At 71.7% G+C, this 15,735-nt stretch carries 14 protein-coding genes; 6 read left to right on the top strand and 8 right to left on the bottom strand.

The genetic code is table 11. The annotated features are described in order from the left end of the window. Positions 1 to 62 precede the first annotated feature (62 nt). Positions 63 to 1,283, top strand: coding sequence for an alpha/beta hydrolase (locus AB0I04_RS47555; RefSeq protein ID WP_360900815.1), 1,221 nt, complete (start codon positions 63 to 65; stop codon positions 1,281 to 1,283). Positions 1,284 to 1,366: 83 nt separating this feature from the next. On the opposite strand, the gene prcB is transcribed toward AB0I04_RS47555, so the two are convergent. Further along, entirely contained in the window at positions 1,367 to 2,200 is an 834-nt protein-coding gene (gene prcB, locus AB0I04_RS47560) for a proteasome subunit beta (RefSeq protein WP_360900818.1), read from the bottom strand. 158 nt (positions 2,201 to 2,358) lie between these two features. On the opposite strand from prcB, the gene AB0I04_RS47565 reads away from it, so the two are divergent. The 4 genes from AB0I04_RS47565 to AB0I04_RS47580 all read left to right on the top strand — a co-directional run bounded on the left by AB0I04_RS47565 (position 2,359) and on the right by AB0I04_RS47580 (position 6,436). After that, positions 2,359 to 2,703, top strand: coding sequence for a helix-turn-helix domain-containing protein (locus AB0I04_RS47565; RefSeq protein WP_360900821.1), 345 nt, complete (start codon positions 2,359 to 2,361; stop codon positions 2,701 to 2,703). Between the two features lie 9 nt (positions 2,704 to 2,712). Then, on the top strand, positions 2,713 to 3,237 hold the full coding sequence (locus AB0I04_RS47570; RefSeq protein ID WP_360900824.1) for a MaoC family dehydratase: 525 nt from the start codon (positions 2,713 to 2,715) through the stop codon (positions 3,235 to 3,237). After that, on the top strand, positions 3,234 to 4,481 hold the full coding sequence (locus AB0I04_RS47575; protein WP_360900827.1) for a CaiB/BaiF CoA-transferase family protein: 1,248 nt from the start codon (positions 3,234 to 3,236) through the stop codon (positions 4,479 to 4,481). The genes AB0I04_RS47570 and AB0I04_RS47575 overlap by 4 nt, the downstream gene beginning before the upstream one ends. Before the next feature lie 77 nt (positions 4,482 to 4,558). Further along, complete coding sequence (locus AB0I04_RS47580) at positions 4,559 to 6,436, top strand: cellulase family glycosylhydrolase (RefSeq protein ID WP_360900830.1); 1,878 nt, start codon at positions 4,559 to 4,561, stop codon at positions 6,434 to 6,436. Positions 6,437 to 6,583: 147 nt separating this feature from the next. On the opposite strand, the gene AB0I04_RS47585 is transcribed toward AB0I04_RS47580, so the two are convergent. From AB0I04_RS47585 to AB0I04_RS47600, 4 genes are all read right to left on the bottom strand, one after another. Beyond that, positions 6,584 to 7,375 (bottom strand): methyltransferase domain-containing protein, encoded by a 792-nt coding sequence (locus tag AB0I04_RS47585; RefSeq protein WP_360900920.1) that lies wholly within the window; start codon positions 7,373 to 7,375, stop codon positions 6,584 to 6,586. 124 nt (positions 7,376 to 7,499) lie between these two features. Continuing rightward, the gene (locus AB0I04_RS47590; RefSeq protein WP_360900833.1) at positions 7,500 to 7,994 is read right to left on the bottom strand and encodes a GyrI-like domain-containing protein; all 495 of its coding nucleotides are present in this window, start codon (positions 7,992 to 7,994) and stop codon (positions 7,500 to 7,502) included. A 12-nt stretch (positions 7,995 to 8,006) separates the two neighbouring features. Then, complete coding sequence (locus AB0I04_RS47595; protein ID WP_360900836.1) at positions 8,007 to 8,828, bottom strand: MerR family transcriptional regulator; 822 nt, start codon at positions 8,826 to 8,828, stop codon at positions 8,007 to 8,009. Positions 8,829 to 8,950: 122 nt separating this feature from the next. After that, positions 8,951 to 10,915: a BTAD domain-containing putative transcriptional regulator gene (locus AB0I04_RS47600; protein ID WP_360900839.1), complete on the bottom strand. Its 1,965-nt coding sequence runs from the start codon at positions 10,913 to 10,915 to the stop codon at positions 8,951 to 8,953. Between the two features lie 111 nt (positions 10,916 to 11,026). Between AB0I04_RS47600 and AB0I04_RS47605 the strand changes: the two genes are divergently transcribed. Next, positions 11,027 to 11,905: an alpha/beta hydrolase gene (locus AB0I04_RS47605; protein ID WP_360900842.1), complete on the top strand. Its 879-nt coding sequence runs from the start codon at positions 11,027 to 11,029 to the stop codon at positions 11,903 to 11,905. A gap of 114 nt (positions 11,906 to 12,019) precedes the next feature. Here the strand turns inward: AB0I04_RS47605 and AB0I04_RS47610 are convergent, their stop codons facing one another. From AB0I04_RS47610 to AB0I04_RS47620, 3 genes are all read right to left on the bottom strand, one after another. After that, positions 12,020 to 12,886: a geranyl diphosphate 2-C-methyltransferase gene (locus AB0I04_RS47610; RefSeq protein ID WP_360900845.1), complete on the bottom strand. Its 867-nt coding sequence runs from the start codon at positions 12,884 to 12,886 to the stop codon at positions 12,020 to 12,022. Between the two features lie 82 nt (positions 12,887 to 12,968). After that, entirely contained in the window at positions 12,969 to 14,195 is a 1,227-nt protein-coding gene (locus AB0I04_RS47615; protein WP_360900848.1) for a family 2 encapsulin nanocompartment cargo protein terpene cyclase, read from the bottom strand. 17 nt (positions 14,196 to 14,212) lie between these two features. Next, complete coding sequence (locus AB0I04_RS47620) at positions 14,213 to 15,631, bottom strand: family 2B encapsulin nanocompartment shell protein (RefSeq protein ID WP_360900851.1); 1,419 nt, start codon at positions 15,629 to 15,631, stop codon at positions 14,213 to 14,215. Positions 15,632 to 15,735 lie beyond the last annotated feature (104 nt).

Below are 15,735 nucleotides of genomic sequence, written 5' to 3' on the forward strand. Positions count from 1 at the left end.
CCGTGGCACCGGTGTCCTCCGGTGCCACCGGCGACGCATGCCCTCCCACGAAGAGGAACCCGATGAAACGAGAGATCACCCATGCGCCCCGGCCGCTCGGCCGGGCCCTGCGCGGCCACGCACGCGCGCCACGGCTGGTCGCCGCCCTGCTGGGTCTCACCCTGGCGACGTCGGCATGCGGCGCTTCGGCGGCCCGGCAGGTCGCGGCCGCACGCGCCGCTCGCGCGACGGCCTCACGCGCGACCGAGGCCCCCGTACTGCCCCGCCCGACCGGTCCGCACGCGGTCGGCCGCACCACGCTGCACCTCGTCGACCGGCACCGCCCGGACCCCTGGGTGCCGTCGGCGGGCCCGCGGCAGCTGATGGTGTCGGTGTACTACCCCGCCCGAATCGGCACCGGCGGCCCCGCCCCGTACATGACCACCGAGGAGGCCCGGCTGTTCCTACAGGAGAAGGCTCCGGGCGTCGGCGTCCCACCCGAGATGCTCAGTGCCACCCGCACCTACGCGCACACCGGCGCACGCCCGGCACCCGGCCGCTTCCCGCTGGTGCTGCTCTCACCCGGCCTGGGGTTCCCGCGCGCCACCCTGACCGGCCTCGCCGAGGACCTGGCCAGCCGCGGGTACGTCATCGCGCTGGTCGATCACACCTACGAGAACTCCGGCACGACCTTCCCCGACGGACGAACTCTGGCCTGTGTCATCTGCGACAGGCCCCCGGCGGGCGGGCCCGCGGCCATCGCCCAGAGCCGGGCGAAGGACGTCTCCTTCGTGATCGACCGGCTGACCGCCCACCATCCGGCGTGGCCCTACGCCCGCTTGATCGACCCCAGGCGCATCGGCATGGCCGGGCACTCCATCGGCGGCAACGCCTCCGCCACGACCATGGCCACCGACCACCGGGTCCGTGCGGGGGTGAACATGGACGGCACCTTCTACGAGCCGGTCCCCGCCACCGGACTGGGCCACCGCCCCTTCCTGATGTTCGGCGCCGAGCACGAGGCCCCGGGCATCGATCCCACCTGGCAGCAGTCCTGGAGCAGCCTGAACGGCTGGAAACGCTGGCTGACCGTCGCCGGCGCCGACCACGGCACATTCACCGACCTGCCCGTCCTGTCCGCATGGGTGGGCAGGCCCGGCACCGGGATCTCCGCACAGCGCGCGGAAGAAGTCACCCGCACCTACGTCGGCGCCTTCTTCGACCTGAACCTCAAAGGCATCCCGCAGCCCTTGCTCGACGGGCCCTCACCCGCCGATCCGGAGGTCACCTTCCAGAGCCCCTGATCCCACCGACGTGCGGAACGGCCGCCTCGGCTTACCGGGGCGGCCGTTCCGCTGGGAGAGCCGCGGCGTGCGCGACCGGGCCGTCAGCGTACGGGTGCGATCGGGCCGTTGGGGGAGTCGCGCCGGGCGGCGACGACCGACTCGGCGACCGCGCGGACCTCGTCCTCGGCCAGCTTCCGGTACCCGTCGTCGGTGACGACGGCGACGCTGGGGTAGATCCGGCGGCTCAGGTCGGGACCGCCGGTCGCCGAGTCGTCGTCCGCCGCGTCGTACAGCGCCTGGACGGCCGCGACGACGGCGTCGTCCTGCGACATCCCACGCCGGTACAGCTTCTTCAGCGCACCCCGCGCGTACGGCGAACCCGAGCCGTCGACGTGGAAGTCCGTCATCTCGTACGGCCCGCCGGTGACGTCGAACGAGTAGATCCGCCCGGCCTCCCCGTCGAGGTCGTAGCCGGCGAAGAGAGGAACGACCACCAGGCCCTGCATCGCGGCCTCGAGGTTGCTCTGGACGAGGGAGGCCAGCCGCCGCGCCTTGCCGTCGAGCGAGAGCCGGCGGCCCTCGATCTTCTCGTAGTGCTCCAGTTCGAACTGGAAGAGCCGGACCATCTCCATCGCCGTGCCGACGGTTCCGGCGAAGGCCACCGCGGAGTACTCGTCGGCGAAGTTCACCTTTTCGAGGTCGTGCTGCGCGATGACGTTGCCCATCGTGGCCCGGCGGTCGCCGGCCATGAGCACGCCGCCCTCGAAGGTCAGCGCCAGCACCGTCGTGCCGTGCGGGATGCCGAGCCCGGCGGCCGATTCCCGGAGCCGCCGCGGGGGCAGCGCGTCGGGCGCGACCGCGGCCAGCAGTTCGCTGAACGACGCGTTGGTGCTGCTCATGAACTCCGGGGGGAGACCACCCGAGAAATCGACCATGTGCGCCCGCTTCCGATCAAGAGACAAGTGCGAGGCTTATCGTACGATCTCCGGCTTCCAGCGCACCCTCCGCGGAGCCCGGTTTTCGGGCTCCAGGTTACCGGCTCCAGCAGTTGAAGTATGATCGGCGTCGAAGTATCGGACGACGCAGGGAGGCGATGGAGATGCCCGCGGTCCGTACCGAGCCGCAGGACCGTTCCCCGGAGCATCCCGCGCCGGAGGCGTTCACGCTCCAGCAGATCCTCGACGCGGTGGTGGATCCGGTCCGCCGGAGCATCGTGTGCCAGCTGTCCGCCGCGCCGAGCCCGAAGAGCTGTGGCTCGTTCGACCTGCCCGTGGGCAGGTCCACCCTGACCCATCACTTCCGGGTCCTGCGCGAGGCGGGTCTGATCCGGCAGTACTACGCCGGAACGTCCCGGATGAACGAACTGCGGCGCGAGGACATGGAGGAGGCCTTCCCCGGCCTGCTCGACGCGCTCGTGACCGCGGCCGCCCGGCGGTAGTCGGACGCGATGACGGAACGACAGGGCTGGCGGGGCCGCTACTTCGAGGATTTCAACCTCGGGGACGTCTACTACCACCCGCTGGGCCGTACGGTCACCACGACCGACAACATGTGGTTCACGCTCCTCACGCAGAACACCGCGATGGTGCACGTGGACCACCACTACGCCGCGCAGACGGAGTTCGGGCGCCCGCTGGTCGACTCGACCTTCACCCTCGCCCTCATCACCGGCCAGTCCGTCACCGACGTGTCCCAGAACGTCATGGCGAACCTCGGGTGGGACGAGGTACGCCTGCCCGCCCCCGTGTTCGAAGGCGACACGCTCTACTCCCGGTCGAAGGTCATCGCGCTGCGCGAGTCCCGGTCCCGGCCGAACGTCGGCATCGTCACCGTGGCCACCGAGGGCTTCAACCAGGACGGCGTCGTCGTGTGCTCGTTCAAGCGCACACTGCTCGTCTACAAACGCGACCACGCCCCGAGACCGCCGGTTCCGCGCCCGCCGGAGGACACCCTGCCCCCGGTGCAGGAATGAACGGCCCTGCGGACGCCCTCCCGCTGCGCGACGTCACCGTCGTCTCGCTCGAACAGGCCGTCGCCGCGCCCTTCGCCACCCGGCAACTCGCCGACCTCGGAGCGCGCGTCATCAAGGTCGAACGCCCCGGCGGCGGGGACTTCGCCCGCGGCTACGACGAGACCGTCAAGGGCATGTCCAGCCACTTCGTCTGGCTGAACCGCGGCAAGGAGTCCGTGGCGCTGGACGTGAAGGACCCGGCCGGGCGGGCGGTGCTGCACCGGATGGTCGGGCGGGTGGACGTGCTCGTGCAGAACCTCGCCCCCGGGGCGGCGGAGCGCCTCGGCCTGGTCCCCGAGGAACTGCGCCGACTCCACCCCCGGCTGATCACCTGCGGCATCTCCGGGTACGGCGACTCCGGCCCGTACCGTTCCAAGAAGGCCTACGACCTGCTCGTCCAGTGCGAGGCCGGCGTGCTGTCCGTCACGGGAACGCCCGAGGAACCGGCGAAGGTCGGCATCTCCATCGCCGACATCGCCGCCGGAATGTACGCCTACAGCGGCATCCTGACCGCCCTGTACGAGCGCGAGCGCACCGGGCGGGGCACCGACCTGTCGGTCTCGATGCTCGAGGCGCTCGCCGAGTGGATGGGCTACCCGTACTACTACGCCGCCTACGGCGGCACGCCCCCGCCCCGCACCGGCGCGCGGCACGCGACGATCGCACCGTACGGTCCCTACCGGGCGGGAGACGGTCACCAGGTCTTCTTCGGCCTGCAGAACGAGCGCGAGTGGGCCGCGCTGTGCACGCACGTCCTCCGCCGCCCGGACCTCATCGAGGACGAACGCTTCGCCCGCAACTCCCTGCGCGTCGAGCACCGAGAGGAGCTGACCGCCCTCATCGAGGAGGCCTTCGCCGACGCCACGGCCGAAGACGCGATCCGCCGTCTCGACGACGCCGGGGTCGCCAACGCCCGCCTGCGCTCGATGGAGGAGTTCGCCGCGCACCCGCAGCTGGCCGCCCGGGACCGGTGGCGTCAGGTCGGCTCACCCGCCGGCCCCCTGGGCGCCCTTCTGCCCCCGGTGACCGTGGCGGGCCGGGAGCCGCGCATGGGACCGATCCCGGCCCTCGGCGAGCACACCGCCGCCATCCTCGCCGAGTTCGGCGAACCCGACGACGCGTCCACCACCGACGCGCCCGCCACCGACGCGCCCGCCACCGACGCGTCCACCACCGACGCGCCCGCCACCGAGAGCGGCCCGTAGCCGCGGCGGATCGTGGTCTTGCACGGATCCGGGGGTTACTGGACAGTAGAGGGCCCCGCCTCCTGAAAGGCCCCGCCATGCCGAGGGTGTCCTTCGCAGCCGTCCGTACCGGAAAAGTTCTGGCCGTGGCCATCGCCGTGGCCGCCGCCGTCACCGTCACCGACATCCCGCGGGCCAGGGCCGACGCGAGCTCGGCCGTCGTGGTCTCCCCCGCAGGGCAGAACTGGGTGTTCCGCGACGGAGACGGGCGGCAGGTGACGCTGCGCGGCTTCAACGTCTCGGGCAGCGCCAAGCTGTACGAGAACGGCCTGCTGCCCTTCCGCAGCACCGCCGACGCCGCCAAGTCCGCGCAGGCGATGCGGGACCTGACCGGTGCGAACGCGATCCGGTTCCTGATCAGCTGGGAGGGCGTGCAGCCGGCCCCGGACCGGATCGACTACTCCTACCTCGACAAGGCCGTTCAGCAGATCACCGCGTTCACCGACCGGGGAATCCGCGTCCTGCTCGACTACCACCAGGATCTGTACTCCTCGCACCTGTTCAACAGCGGCAGCTGGTACACCGGCGACGGTGCTCCGGAATGGCTGATAAAGGCCGGGAACTACCCGCAGGAGTCGTGCGGAATCTGCCTGCTGTGGGGCCAGAACATGCAGAACAACGCCGCCGTACGGCAGGCCGCCCACGACTTCTGGCACAACCGGACGCTCACCACGGCGAGCGGCCAGGTCGGCGTGCAGGACGCCTTCATCGGGCAGGCGTCGGCCGCGCTGACGTACCTGAAGACCAAGCTGTCCGCGCAGGCGTTCCAGAGCATCGTCGGGTTCGACCCGTTCAACGAGCCGTTCGACGGCGGGCTGGACGGGCAGAGCGGCCTGGACTGGGAGAAGACCTACCTGCTGCCCTTCTACCAGCGGTTCCGTACGGCCATGGACAACGCCGGGTGGAGTGCCAAGCCGGCGTTCACCGAGCCGCTGGTGTTCTGGAACACCGGGTTCTTCGAGGAGGGCGGCCTGTCGTCGTCCGGGCCGCTCGGCACGCGGCTCGTCTTCAACAGCCACTACTACGACGGCGGCCGCATGGTCGTCGACCCGTCCGCCGCCTCCGACGGGACGTACGACGCGGCGATGAACCGGATCCGGCAGCGCGCCACGGAGCTGAAGACCGCCCCGATGGTCTCGGAGTTCGGCAACCGGATGTCCGGGACGGGCAGCGACCGTACGCCGTGGATGGTCCGCGGGATGTACCAGGCCATGGACTACGGCACCCCCGGCAAGAACTGGTGGGACTCTCCCGCGAGCGGCGGCCCGGTGCTGTCGGGCACCCAGTGGCACTGGGACGTCTACAGCGGGAACCACCACGAGCTGATGAACGGCAACCCGGACAAGGTGCAGACGACCGGCGATGGCTGGAACGACGAGGACTTCTCGGTGGCGACCACCGACACCGCCGGGAACGTCGCCCTCCGGCTGGACCAGCGCGTCCTGGACCGGCTCTACCCGTCCGCGGTCGCCGGTGACGCGCTCGCCTTCGCGTACGAGGACCTGGCCCGTTCCGGGTTCGGCGGGGCTGGCCAGCAGCAGGCGTGGCTCACCGTTCCGTCGTCGCTGCCGAACGTCGCTGCCCTGGTCAAGGACCGGCAGTACGGGGTGCTCGTCTGGCGTGGAACGTCCGCCACCGTGCCGACCGAACTCCATCTGCCGCAGTCGTTCGCCCCGGCGAGCACCACCGTCGTCGGCGACGTCGGCACACTCACCGGCCTCCCCTCATCCGGTGCGGTCCGGGTCGCCGACGAGGCCGGTTCGTCGGCGGCGCACCGCGTGCTGTTCACCGCTCCAGCCGGGCTGCACGTCGCCCTGGTCGTGAACACCGCGGCCGGCACGCCGGTGACGGCGGACCAGCGCACCGCCGTCGCGGCCGAGCTCGCCTCGTGGCGTAACCGCGTCTTCGGCGGCTGATTCCCCAGGCCTGGACAGGGTCTCGTAGTCGCGTACGAGGCGGTCATGTCGAGCAGGCTCAAGGACCCGTTGACCGGCTCGTTGCCACGGGCCGTTCACAACCGCGCTCTGATCGAGGGGTGCCGCTCGTCCGGTCGAGTGCAGGGCCTACACGGTGGAAGGACCCGGCGCGTCGGCGACGACGATGTGCAGCGTCGCCGTGGCGAGGAACGGGCCGGCGGCGAGACGGTCGAGCCACTCGCGTGCGGCGTCGGCGCTCAGGTAACCGGCCTCGACGGCGCGCCGCGTGTTGCGCTCGATGCCGAGGATCCTGTCGGCCGTGGCCAGGTCGCGGAAGACCGGCGTGACCGGCACGACCGTCGGCACCGCGAAGCCCGCCTCGGCGGCCAGCCGGGCGAGCTGGCGGCCGATGACGGAGTTGCGCACGACCCGCTCGGCGACGTGCCGGGTGTAGGCGCGCGCGGTCGCGACGTCGGGGTGGTCGATGGCGAGGGTGTCCCAGTCGGGCTCGCCCATGACGAGGCGCCCGCCCGGGCGCAGCACGCGCCGCAGCTCGGCCAGGGCCGCGGCCGGGTCGGCGACGTGCTGGAGCACCCGGTCCGTGCGGGCACGGTCCAGGCCGCCGTCCGGTAGCGGCAGCGCGTGGGCGTCACCCAGCACCACGCGAACCCGCGCGTTGGACGCCGTACGGCCGTGGGCGCGCGCGGTCATGCGGGGGTCGCGGTCGACGCCGATCACGCGGCCCTCGTCGCCGACGCCGCCGGCGAGGGCGCCCAGGTCGGTGCCGGGTCCGCAGCCCAGGTCCAGGACCGTCTGCCCCGGCCGCGCGTCGAGCAGCGCGAGCATCCGCCCCTTGTAGTCGCGGCCGAGGTCGGTGGTGGCGAGCCGATCCAGGTACACCACCGAGTCGGGCGTCGTCGTCTCGAACGCGGACGTCATGATCACCAGCTAACCTTCGCACCGGGCCGGACCGCAACCTCGACCCGGGGTACGGAGGGCTGTGGCGAGGTCGTCAAGGCGCCGGGAGAGGCCGGGCCGATCCGGCTGACAGGACAGGCGCTGATCAGTCGAGAAGTTTGAAGGCCAGTTCGGTCTCCCACTTGGCGGGGTTCGGCTCGACCGCCGGGTCGGTGTTGTAGATCTCCAGGCGGCAGAGCCACTGCTCGGTGCCGTCGGTCCTGACCTGGTCGAAGCGCAGGTCCTTGTCGGTGGCCCAGTCGAGGAGCGCTCTGGTGTGGGCGGCCAGGTCGCTCGGCGGGCCGACGACGGTGAGGCTCGCATAGCGACCGGGCGAAAGGACGCCGCTGACCACCTCGCCGTCGCCGTCCACAGACGTCCCGACAGGGATGCCTACCTCGATCTCCAGGCGACCCGGCATGTCGATGGAGTCGTACTTGAGGAACGGCGCACCCGCAGGTGTCAGGCCCCGGGCGGCCAGCCAGGCGAAGACTGCGGGGAACCGGGCGGCGGCCTCGCTGATGGTCTGCATGGACACGATCGCGCGGATCGCGACATAAGGCTGCTGCGGACGCTCGATGACGATGGGTTCCGGTGACATGGACATCCCCGTTCATTTCATGGTGATGGGTTCTTGTAGTTCGGTCACCCAGGCGTCAGGGCGGTCTCGCGGGCACTCGAGATTCACCTCGCGCGGATAGCCGAGGCTCTGGTAGCCGTGGGCATCGATCCAGTACGCCAGGGTCTGGACCGCGGTCACGACGTTCGCCATCGGACCCGCATGCACGATCGTGGCGGCCGTCGCGATCTCGGGCAGCTCGACGATCTCGAAGCCGGCGCTCCCGTCCGGATCCGCGGTGAGCGGAAACGCCGCGTGCACCACCAGCCGCTCCGGCGAGGCGTCTCCGTCGGCATAGCGAGTGACGCCCGGCCCGGCGGGAGCCACGCCGACCTGCGTCATCCGCGAACACAACTGGTCGAACAGCGACCCGACAACAGGCCAGATCTCGTCGGACTCAAATCCGCCGACCTCGCCGCTCAACTGGGCGACGCGCACGGCGGCGACGCGTTTGACCACGACCCCGGTCTCCAGAGTCCCCGCGTCGAGCGAGCGGAGCCGTGCCTCCACCCGGACCAACCGGGCGGCGTCGGCGGCGAGCGACCTCTCCAACTCCGCGCGGCGCAACCGCAGCATCCCGCGCAGCTCCTCAGCACTCACCTGCTCGTCCAGCATCGCGCGAACCTGTTCGAGGTTGAACCCGAGATCCTTGAGAGCGACGATCTGATTGAGCCGCCTGAGCTGGTCGGCCTCATAGCGGCGATAGCCGGTGGAGCCGTCCACATGAGCGGGGCGCAGCAGCCCGATCGCGTCATAGTGCCGCAGCATCCGTACCGACACCTGCCCGTAACGCGCGAAATCCCCAATGGCGAACATGACTCCCAAGGAATACGGCATGACACGGTGTCAGAGTCAAGGAGTGGAAGGGCGGCGGGGAGTTCGGCTGCGAGGGATCGTGTCTTCGCAGGTCGGCGACATCCGTTGGAGATTTCCCAGGACTAAAGGGGACCCGGGGTACGGAGGGCGGCGGCGAGGTCGTCGAGGTGCCAGGAGACCGGGCCGACGGTGAGCAGGCCGCTGCCCGCGGAGAGCTCCGCCGCCGCAGGGGAGAGCTCGGCCTGGGCGCGCTCCATCGTCTCCCGGTCGCCGACGGCGATGGCCGCCTGGGCGGTCAGGCACCACAGAGCCTCGAACAGCAGGTCCCGGGGCGGCTCGGGGACGTTACGCAGCGCGGCGGCGGCCGCCGCACGACGGCCCCTGGCGAGCAGCACCAAGGGGCGGGCCCAGGCCTCGTACGGTCCCCAGTCGGGGTCCTCGTCGGTTCGGGCGGGCCGCCGGTGCAGCACGCGCAGGGACAGTAGCGCGAGCGGCGGCAGGCCGTGCTCCAGCCCCGGCATGCCGCAGCCCTCGAGCCGGGCGGCGGCGTCCCGGTAGGCGGCCTCGGCAGCCTCCTCCGGGCCGGTCGTGGCGATCCGCAGCGCGGTGTACCAGTGGGTGAACACGCCCACCAGCGGCCGTTCGTGCCGCTCGGCCAGGCGGTCCGCGGCGGCCGCGTGCCGGTCGGCGCCGGGGAGGTCTCCGAGGGCGCACCGGGCCTGGAGACGGATCAGGTGACCCAGGATCTCGAAGGCGGAAAGGCCGTGCCGGGCGGACAGGCTGACGAGCTCGGCACCGATCTCGTCCCGGAGCGGCGCGCGACCGGCACGGTCGAAACTCTGCATGAACGCGGCGTTCAGGGCGAACGCCAGCAGCGCCGGATCGTCCAGCCGGCGGGCGATCTCCTCCGCCTCCCGGGCCGCCTCGGGCCCGCGCGCCGCGCGGGTGCCGCGCGACTCCAGGGCGATCGTGGCCAGCAGCCGGGCCCGGGCCGCCTCCTGCCCGGCCGGGAGGACGGCCAGCGTACGCTCGGCCGCCGCGACCACCTGGGCGGCCTGCTCCGGGTCGTCGACCCGGGTCCAGATCGCCGGGACGTCGTAGGCACCGATCACGCGGGCGGTCAGCTCCGCGTCGCCCAGTTCCTGGGCCGCCGCGATCGCCGCGACGCGATGCCGGCGGGCCTCCTGAAGGCCGCTGCCGCCGGTCACGGCGAGGTTGCGCAGCAGCCCCACCGTCGACTCCAGCCGGGCCCGGGCCCCGGACGGCACGGCGCGGTCGTACGCCGCCGCCGTCTGCGCCCACACGCGCCCCGCCGCCCCGCCCGGCTCGGGGTCGAGGCGGGCGGCGTGCCCGAGGATGTCGGCCTCCAGTTCGCGCAGTGCCGGGCCGGGGTCCGCCCCGAGCTGCTCGACCAAGAGCGTACGGGCCCGGCGCAGGACCGCCAGCGCGTCGCCCTGCCGGCCCGTGCGGTACAGCGCCAGGGCGAGCAGCCGCCAGCCGTGCTCCCGCCACGGGTGCTCGGCCACGTGCGCGTCCAGGTCCGGCACCGTCTCCGCGGCCAGGCCCAGCGCCAGACGCATCTCGGCCCGGCGCTCGACGGCGTGCAGCCGCAGCTCCGCCAGCCGCGAACGCTCCGCCCGCGCCCAGTGCTCATCGGTGAACTCGGCGTACGCGGGCCCGCGCCACCACCCCAGCGCCTCGTCCAGCCCCGCGAGCGCCTCCGCCGCCGGCAGCACCGTGGCGGTGGTCACGGCCCGTTCGAAGCGCCAGGCGTCGACCGCGTCGGGCTCGGCGCGCAGCACGTACCCGGGACCCTCGGTGATCAGCAGCCGGGCCGGAGCGCGGGGCGGACGCTGCGGCTCCAGGGCGCGACGCAGGGCGGCCACGAAGGTACGGATCGCGCCGACGGCGTCCTCGGGAGGGTCCTCCCACAGGTCGTCGGCCAGCCGGGTGACGGGGACGACGCGGCCCCGGGCGACGATCAGCCGCGCCAGCACGGCGCGGTGCCTCGGCCCCTTCAGGGCGATCGGCTCCCCGGCGTCGTCCCAGGCTGTTACCGGCCCCAGCACGCCGAAGACGACCCCCACGCCCGGCCCTCCTTCCAGGACATTCCGCTGGTCACGCTAGCGCGCTCATCGGATGCTCATTCGCGCACGGCAGCCTTAACGGCATCCCGACCACGAGAAAGGGCGAGAAGCATGGCGCCTGTCATTCCCGGCTTCGAGTACCGGCGCGTCCCCGTCGCCGAGGGCGTGTCGCTGAGCACGGCCGTCGCGGGGGCGGGCCCCGCGATCGTGCTGCTGCACGGCTTTCCCCAGACCCACCTGATGTGGCGGCACGTCGCCGCCGACCTTGCTGCCGACCACACCGTCATCTGCCCGGACCTGCGCGGCTACGGGGCCAGCGACAAACCCGCCGAGGCCGACCGTGACGTCTATTCCAAGCGCACCATGGCCGCCGACGTCGTCGCCCTGGCCCGCGCGCTGGGACACGACCGCTTCGCGCTGGCCGGGCACGACCGCGGCGCGCTCGTCGCCTTCCGCGCCGGCCTCGACCACCCCGAAGCGGTCACGCATCTGGCCTGCCTCGACGTGCTGCCGACCGCCGACATGTGGGAGGTGATGCACGGTGTCACCGCCGCCGTCGGCTTCCACCTGTACCTGATGGCCCAGCCTCCCGGCCTGCCCGAGCAGCTGATCGCCGCGAGCCCGGACGCCTTCTTCGGCCACTTCCTCGACATCTGGACGAGCGACCCGGACGCCATCCCCGCCGACGTCCGTGCCGCCTACCTGGACGCCTGCCGCCGAGCGGTGCCGTCCATCGTGGCCGACTACCGTGCCTCGGCCGGCATCGACCTCGAACACGACCAGGCCGACCGCGCGGACGGCAACCGGCTGCGGATGCCGGTCACCGTCCTGCAGCAGGACTGGGGTGCCGCGCTCGGCTTCGACGCCGCCGCGCTGTGGAGCGCCTGGACGCCGGATCTGCGGCACCGCACCGTCGGCTTCGGCCATTTCATGGCCGAGGAGGCGCCCGCCGACATCACCAAGGCCCTACGAGATCTCCTCGCCCGCTGAGTACCCCGCCGTAAGGGACGGCTGTACGACGGGGCGGCGTGCGGAGTCGGCCGTATGAATCCCTGAGCGGCCGGCGGCGGGGGGACCGCCGTACGGGTCGGCTGCGCCGGGGCGTCAGACGCGGTCGGCGGCGATGAGGAGGTACTGGAAGCTGCCGCCGGTGTAGGCGTCGAGGAACGCGCTCTCGATGCCGGTGGCCAGGCTGGACTGGGCGCGTAGCCGCCAGTACGGGATGGTCGCCGGGGTCAGGTCGACGACACTGACCGGGACCAGGCGGTTCGCGGCCATCTCCCTGAAGTACGTGCTGCGCGGGTGGATGTCGCAGATGTAGTGCGCGTTGATCTGGCTGACGGCCCGTGACGGCAGCCCGTACGCGTCGTTGTAGCAGCCGGTGATGCAGACGTACCGGCCGCCGCGGCGCAGCTGCCGCGAATGCTCGGCGAACAACAGTCCGAGTTCGACGTACATGGTGGACTCGTTGTTCCAGATCGCCTGGAACGCGCCGGTCGGGAAGCCGGTGTCGAGCATGTTGCGCAGCTGGAAGCGCACCTGGTCGCCGGTGCCGCGCAGCCGCGCCTGTTCGCCCGCGAAGTCCACCTGGGTCTGCGAGATTGAGACGCCGTCGACCTCGCATCCGAACCGTGCCGCGGCGACGAGGCTGGACCCGCCGCGTCCGCAGCCCGCGTCCAGGACGCGGTCCGCGGGTCCCAGGGGGCCGAGGTGGTCGAGGAGGAAGTCGGCCTGCGCGCTCTCGAGGCGGTGCAGCTCGTTGATGATCTGGGTCTCGCGGATCTCCGGTGGGCTCTGCAGGACGGACCAGTCCACCTCGCCGATCCCGTAGTGGTGGTGGTAGATGCCGTCCACCTCGCCCAGGCGCAGGTTGACCGGGTTCCGCTCGGCGTTCCAGTAGTCGGCGACCGAGCGCTGGTACGGGCTGACGGGGAGTGCGGAGTCGTGGAGGGAGTCTTGGACGGACGTCATGCCGGCTCCTCGTGTGGGGGGATGTGATGGAGCTGCGGGTCATCGGCGGCCGGGACGCGGGGGCGTCCCGGCCGCCCGCGGTTCAGCGGTATCGACTACTCGTGCTGTGCCATTCGAAGCCCCCTCCCATCCATGACTGGGCTCCGCGCAGGAACCGTTGCAGCTCCACGGAGGGGACGGCGGCGAGCTTTTCCTGGCTCGTCTGGAAGTCCCGGACGAACCGGTTGTGCAGGCGCACGCACGTCTCGATCGCCTCGCGGAGCGTGCACTTCTCCTCCGCGACGACCCTTAGGACCAGGTTGTCCGCCTGCTCGTCGGCCGCCTCTCTGGCCACCGAGTGGAGGTCGTTGACGATGACGGCGGCCGTGCCCGCCTGCATCAGCGCGCGGTGAAAGTGCGGCTCGTAGAAGAGGTCGGCCGGGAGCGCGTAGCCGCCGACGACGTCGATCAGTGTCATGGACGTGTAGAAGCTGTCGTGCTGCCGGGCCGCGAGGTAGCGCCAGGCCGGCGGGAGCCCGCCGCTGTGGCGCCACGCGGCGTACGCCGTCCAGCTCACGTACATCTGGAATGTCGTGTTGCACACCCGCATGACCTGGGAAGGCGTGGCGTGGCGTCGCAGGTGTGCGGTCGCCGAATCGAACGCGACCAGGACGGGGTCGGCGCGCAGTGCCTCCTCGAGCGGGCCGGTGAACTCCCCGGCGGGCGGTGGGCGGTCCATCGCCGACATGACCAGCGCCAGCCGCGGTGGAAGGTCAATGGGCGTGGCCCCCAGCTCGCTCTCGTCGGCGTAGTAGTCGTCGCTCGCCCACCAGGCGGCGTTCACCTGGGCGGCGAGGAGCAACCGGTCAGGGTCGTCGGTGTCGGGGTGGGCGAGCATGGCGAGCCGGCCGAATCCGGTGCGGCGGAACGCGTCGAGCCGGTCGGCGTAGATGCCGGTCTCCTCCGCCCAGGCGACGAGGGCGTCGTTCACCTGGTCGCCGAGGTCGTCGTCGACGCGGACCGTCTCCGGGCAGTACAGCGGCGGGTACGAGCCGTCGCCCCACGGGCGTTCGGCGTATCCGGGGGTGGCGTAGGAGCCTGCCGCGGCCTCCTCGGGACAGGAGAGCGCGGGCCGCTCGACGCGCTCAGCCTCCGCTTCGGACTCCGGCGACGGGTCGGAGGCGGGTGGCCGGCCCGGCCGTTCCGGAGCGCCCGGTACGACGGAGCGGGTCTCCCGGACCGCCGTCCGCAGCGTGTCCGCCAGGCGGGCCGCCGACGTGCCGAGCCCCGTCGGGCCGGACGGCAGACCCAGCGGGGTCTCCGGCTCCACCGGAACGTGCTCCGCCATCACGAGCCGGGGGTCGCGATCTCGACGTTCTCCAGCACACCGAGCGCGTCGGGGACCAGCACCGCAGCCGAGAAGTAGGTGCTGACCAGGTACGACGTGATCGCCTTCTCGTCGATGCCCATGAACCGGACGTTCAGCCCCGGCTCGTACTCGTCTGGGATGCCCGTCTGGTGCAGGCCGACCACGCCCTGGTCGTCCTCTCCGATGCGCATCGCCAGGATCGACGACGTGTGGCCCGCGGCGATGGGGATCTTGTTGCAGGGGAAGATCGGTATGCCGCGCCACCCGGGGATCCGGCTGCCCTCCAGCTCGACGGGGTCGGGGTAGAGACCGCGCCGGTTGCACTCGCGCAGGAACGCCGCGATCGCCTTCGGGTGAGCCAGGAAGAACCGGGTGCTGCGGCGGCGCGACAGCAGCTCGTCCATGTCGTCGGGGGTCGGCGGACCCGACCGGGTCTGGAGCCGCTGGGAGTAGTCGGCGTTGTTCAGCAGCCCGAAGTCCGGGTTGTTGACCATCTCGTCTTCCTGCTTCTCGCGCAGCGCCTCGATGGTCAGCCGCAGCTGCTGCTCCAGCTGGTTCATCGGCTCGTTGTACAGATCGGTGACCCGGGTGTGCACCCGCAGCACGGTCTGCGCGATGCCCAGCTCGTACTCCCGTGGCGAGAGCTCGTAGTCGGCGTACGAGGCGGGCAGCGCATGCTCCCCGGCGTGGCCGGCGGCCAGCGCGATCTCGGCCTCACCGTGTTTGTTCTGCGGGACCTGTCGCACGGCGTGGAACCGCTCGACGTGAGCGGCGAGAGCGTCCGACCGGTCGAGCGTGGCGAGGAAGTCCTGCCGTGACAGAACCAGCAGCGAGCAGGCGGTCGCGGCGACGGCGCTGTGGTCCCAGGTGAAGTCCGGGTCCGTCAGCGCCTCGTACGAGAGGTAGCCGCCGTCGCCGACGGGAGGCAGATGGGTCGACTCGTCGAAGGCTCCCTCGCCTTCGCGGCGGAGCTTTCCGTGGGCGACCACGAAGAAGTCGTCGCCGCGCTGCCCGTGCTCGACGAGCGTCTCCCCGGTCGGCAGCTCCCGCTGCGTGAACCGGGAGGCCAGCTCGCCGAGCACCTCTTCGTCGTAGAACCCGGCGAAGGGCGGAACCTCCCGCAGTGTGGGCGGGATGACCTCCGCCCGGCGGGCTGTGCCGGCGATGCCGACGCGGCCTCCGCCCACCTTGTAGGTCATGCGCCGGTTGACCCGGTAGGCGCCGCCGGACACCTCCACCCAGGGCAGGACGCGCAGCAGCCAGCGCGAGCTGATCGCCTGCATCTGCGGTGGGGTCTTGGTGGTCGTCGCCAGGTTTCGTGCCGCTGCGGTGCCGAGAGTCTGTGGATACTGATCTTCTGTCGTGTAGATCGGCTCCCGCGATGACGATGGGCTCAAACCGAGACCTCCCTCTCGAGCGCGGACAGTGCGCTGACGGACCCTTGACCGTACCGAGGTGATCACGTGAAGTGATCGACCCGTGACCGAGCGTATGGCTGGGG

This window comes from Actinoallomurus sp. NPDC050550 (assembly GCF_040655075.1).
Taxonomy (GTDB): domain Bacteria; phylum Actinomycetota; class Actinomycetes; order Streptosporangiales; family Streptosporangiaceae; genus Actinoallomurus.

Bases quoted from the DNA above. Each gene is read 5' to 3' on its own strand.
- AB0I04_RS47555 (WP_360900815.1), top strand. From the start codon at position 63: ATGAAACGAGAGATCACCCATGCGCCCCGGCCGCTCGGCCGGGCCCTG.
- prcB (WP_360900818.1), bottom strand. From the start codon at position 2,200: ATGGTCGATTTCTCGGGTGGTCTCCCCCCGGAGTTCATGAGCAGCACC.
- AB0I04_RS47565 (WP_360900821.1), top strand. From the start codon at position 2,359: ATGGAGATGCCCGCGGTCCGTACCGAGCCGCAGGACCGTTCCCCGGAG.
- AB0I04_RS47570 (WP_360900824.1), top strand. From the start codon at position 2,713: ATGACGGAACGACAGGGCTGGCGGGGCCGCTACTTCGAGGATTTCAAC.
- AB0I04_RS47575 (WP_360900827.1), top strand. From the start codon at position 3,234: ATGAACGGCCCTGCGGACGCCCTCCCGCTGCGCGACGTCACCGTCGTC.
- AB0I04_RS47580 (WP_360900830.1), top strand. From the start codon at position 4,559: ATGCCGAGGGTGTCCTTCGCAGCCGTCCGTACCGGAAAAGTTCTGGCC.
- AB0I04_RS47585 (WP_360900920.1), bottom strand. From the start codon at position 7,375: ATGACGTCCGCGTTCGAGACGACGACGCCCGACTCGGTGGTGTACCTG.
- AB0I04_RS47590 (WP_360900833.1), bottom strand. From the start codon at position 7,994: ATGTCACCGGAACCCATCGTCATCGAGCGTCCGCAGCAGCCTTATGTC.
- AB0I04_RS47595 (WP_360900836.1), bottom strand. From the start codon at position 8,828: ATGTTCGCCATTGGGGATTTCGCGCGTTACGGGCAGGTGTCGGTACGG.
- AB0I04_RS47605 (WP_360900842.1), top strand. From the start codon at position 11,027: ATGGCGCCTGTCATTCCCGGCTTCGAGTACCGGCGCGTCCCCGTCGCC.
- AB0I04_RS47610 (WP_360900845.1), bottom strand. From the start codon at position 12,886: ATGACGTCCGTCCAAGACTCCCTCCACGACTCCGCACTCCCCGTCAGC.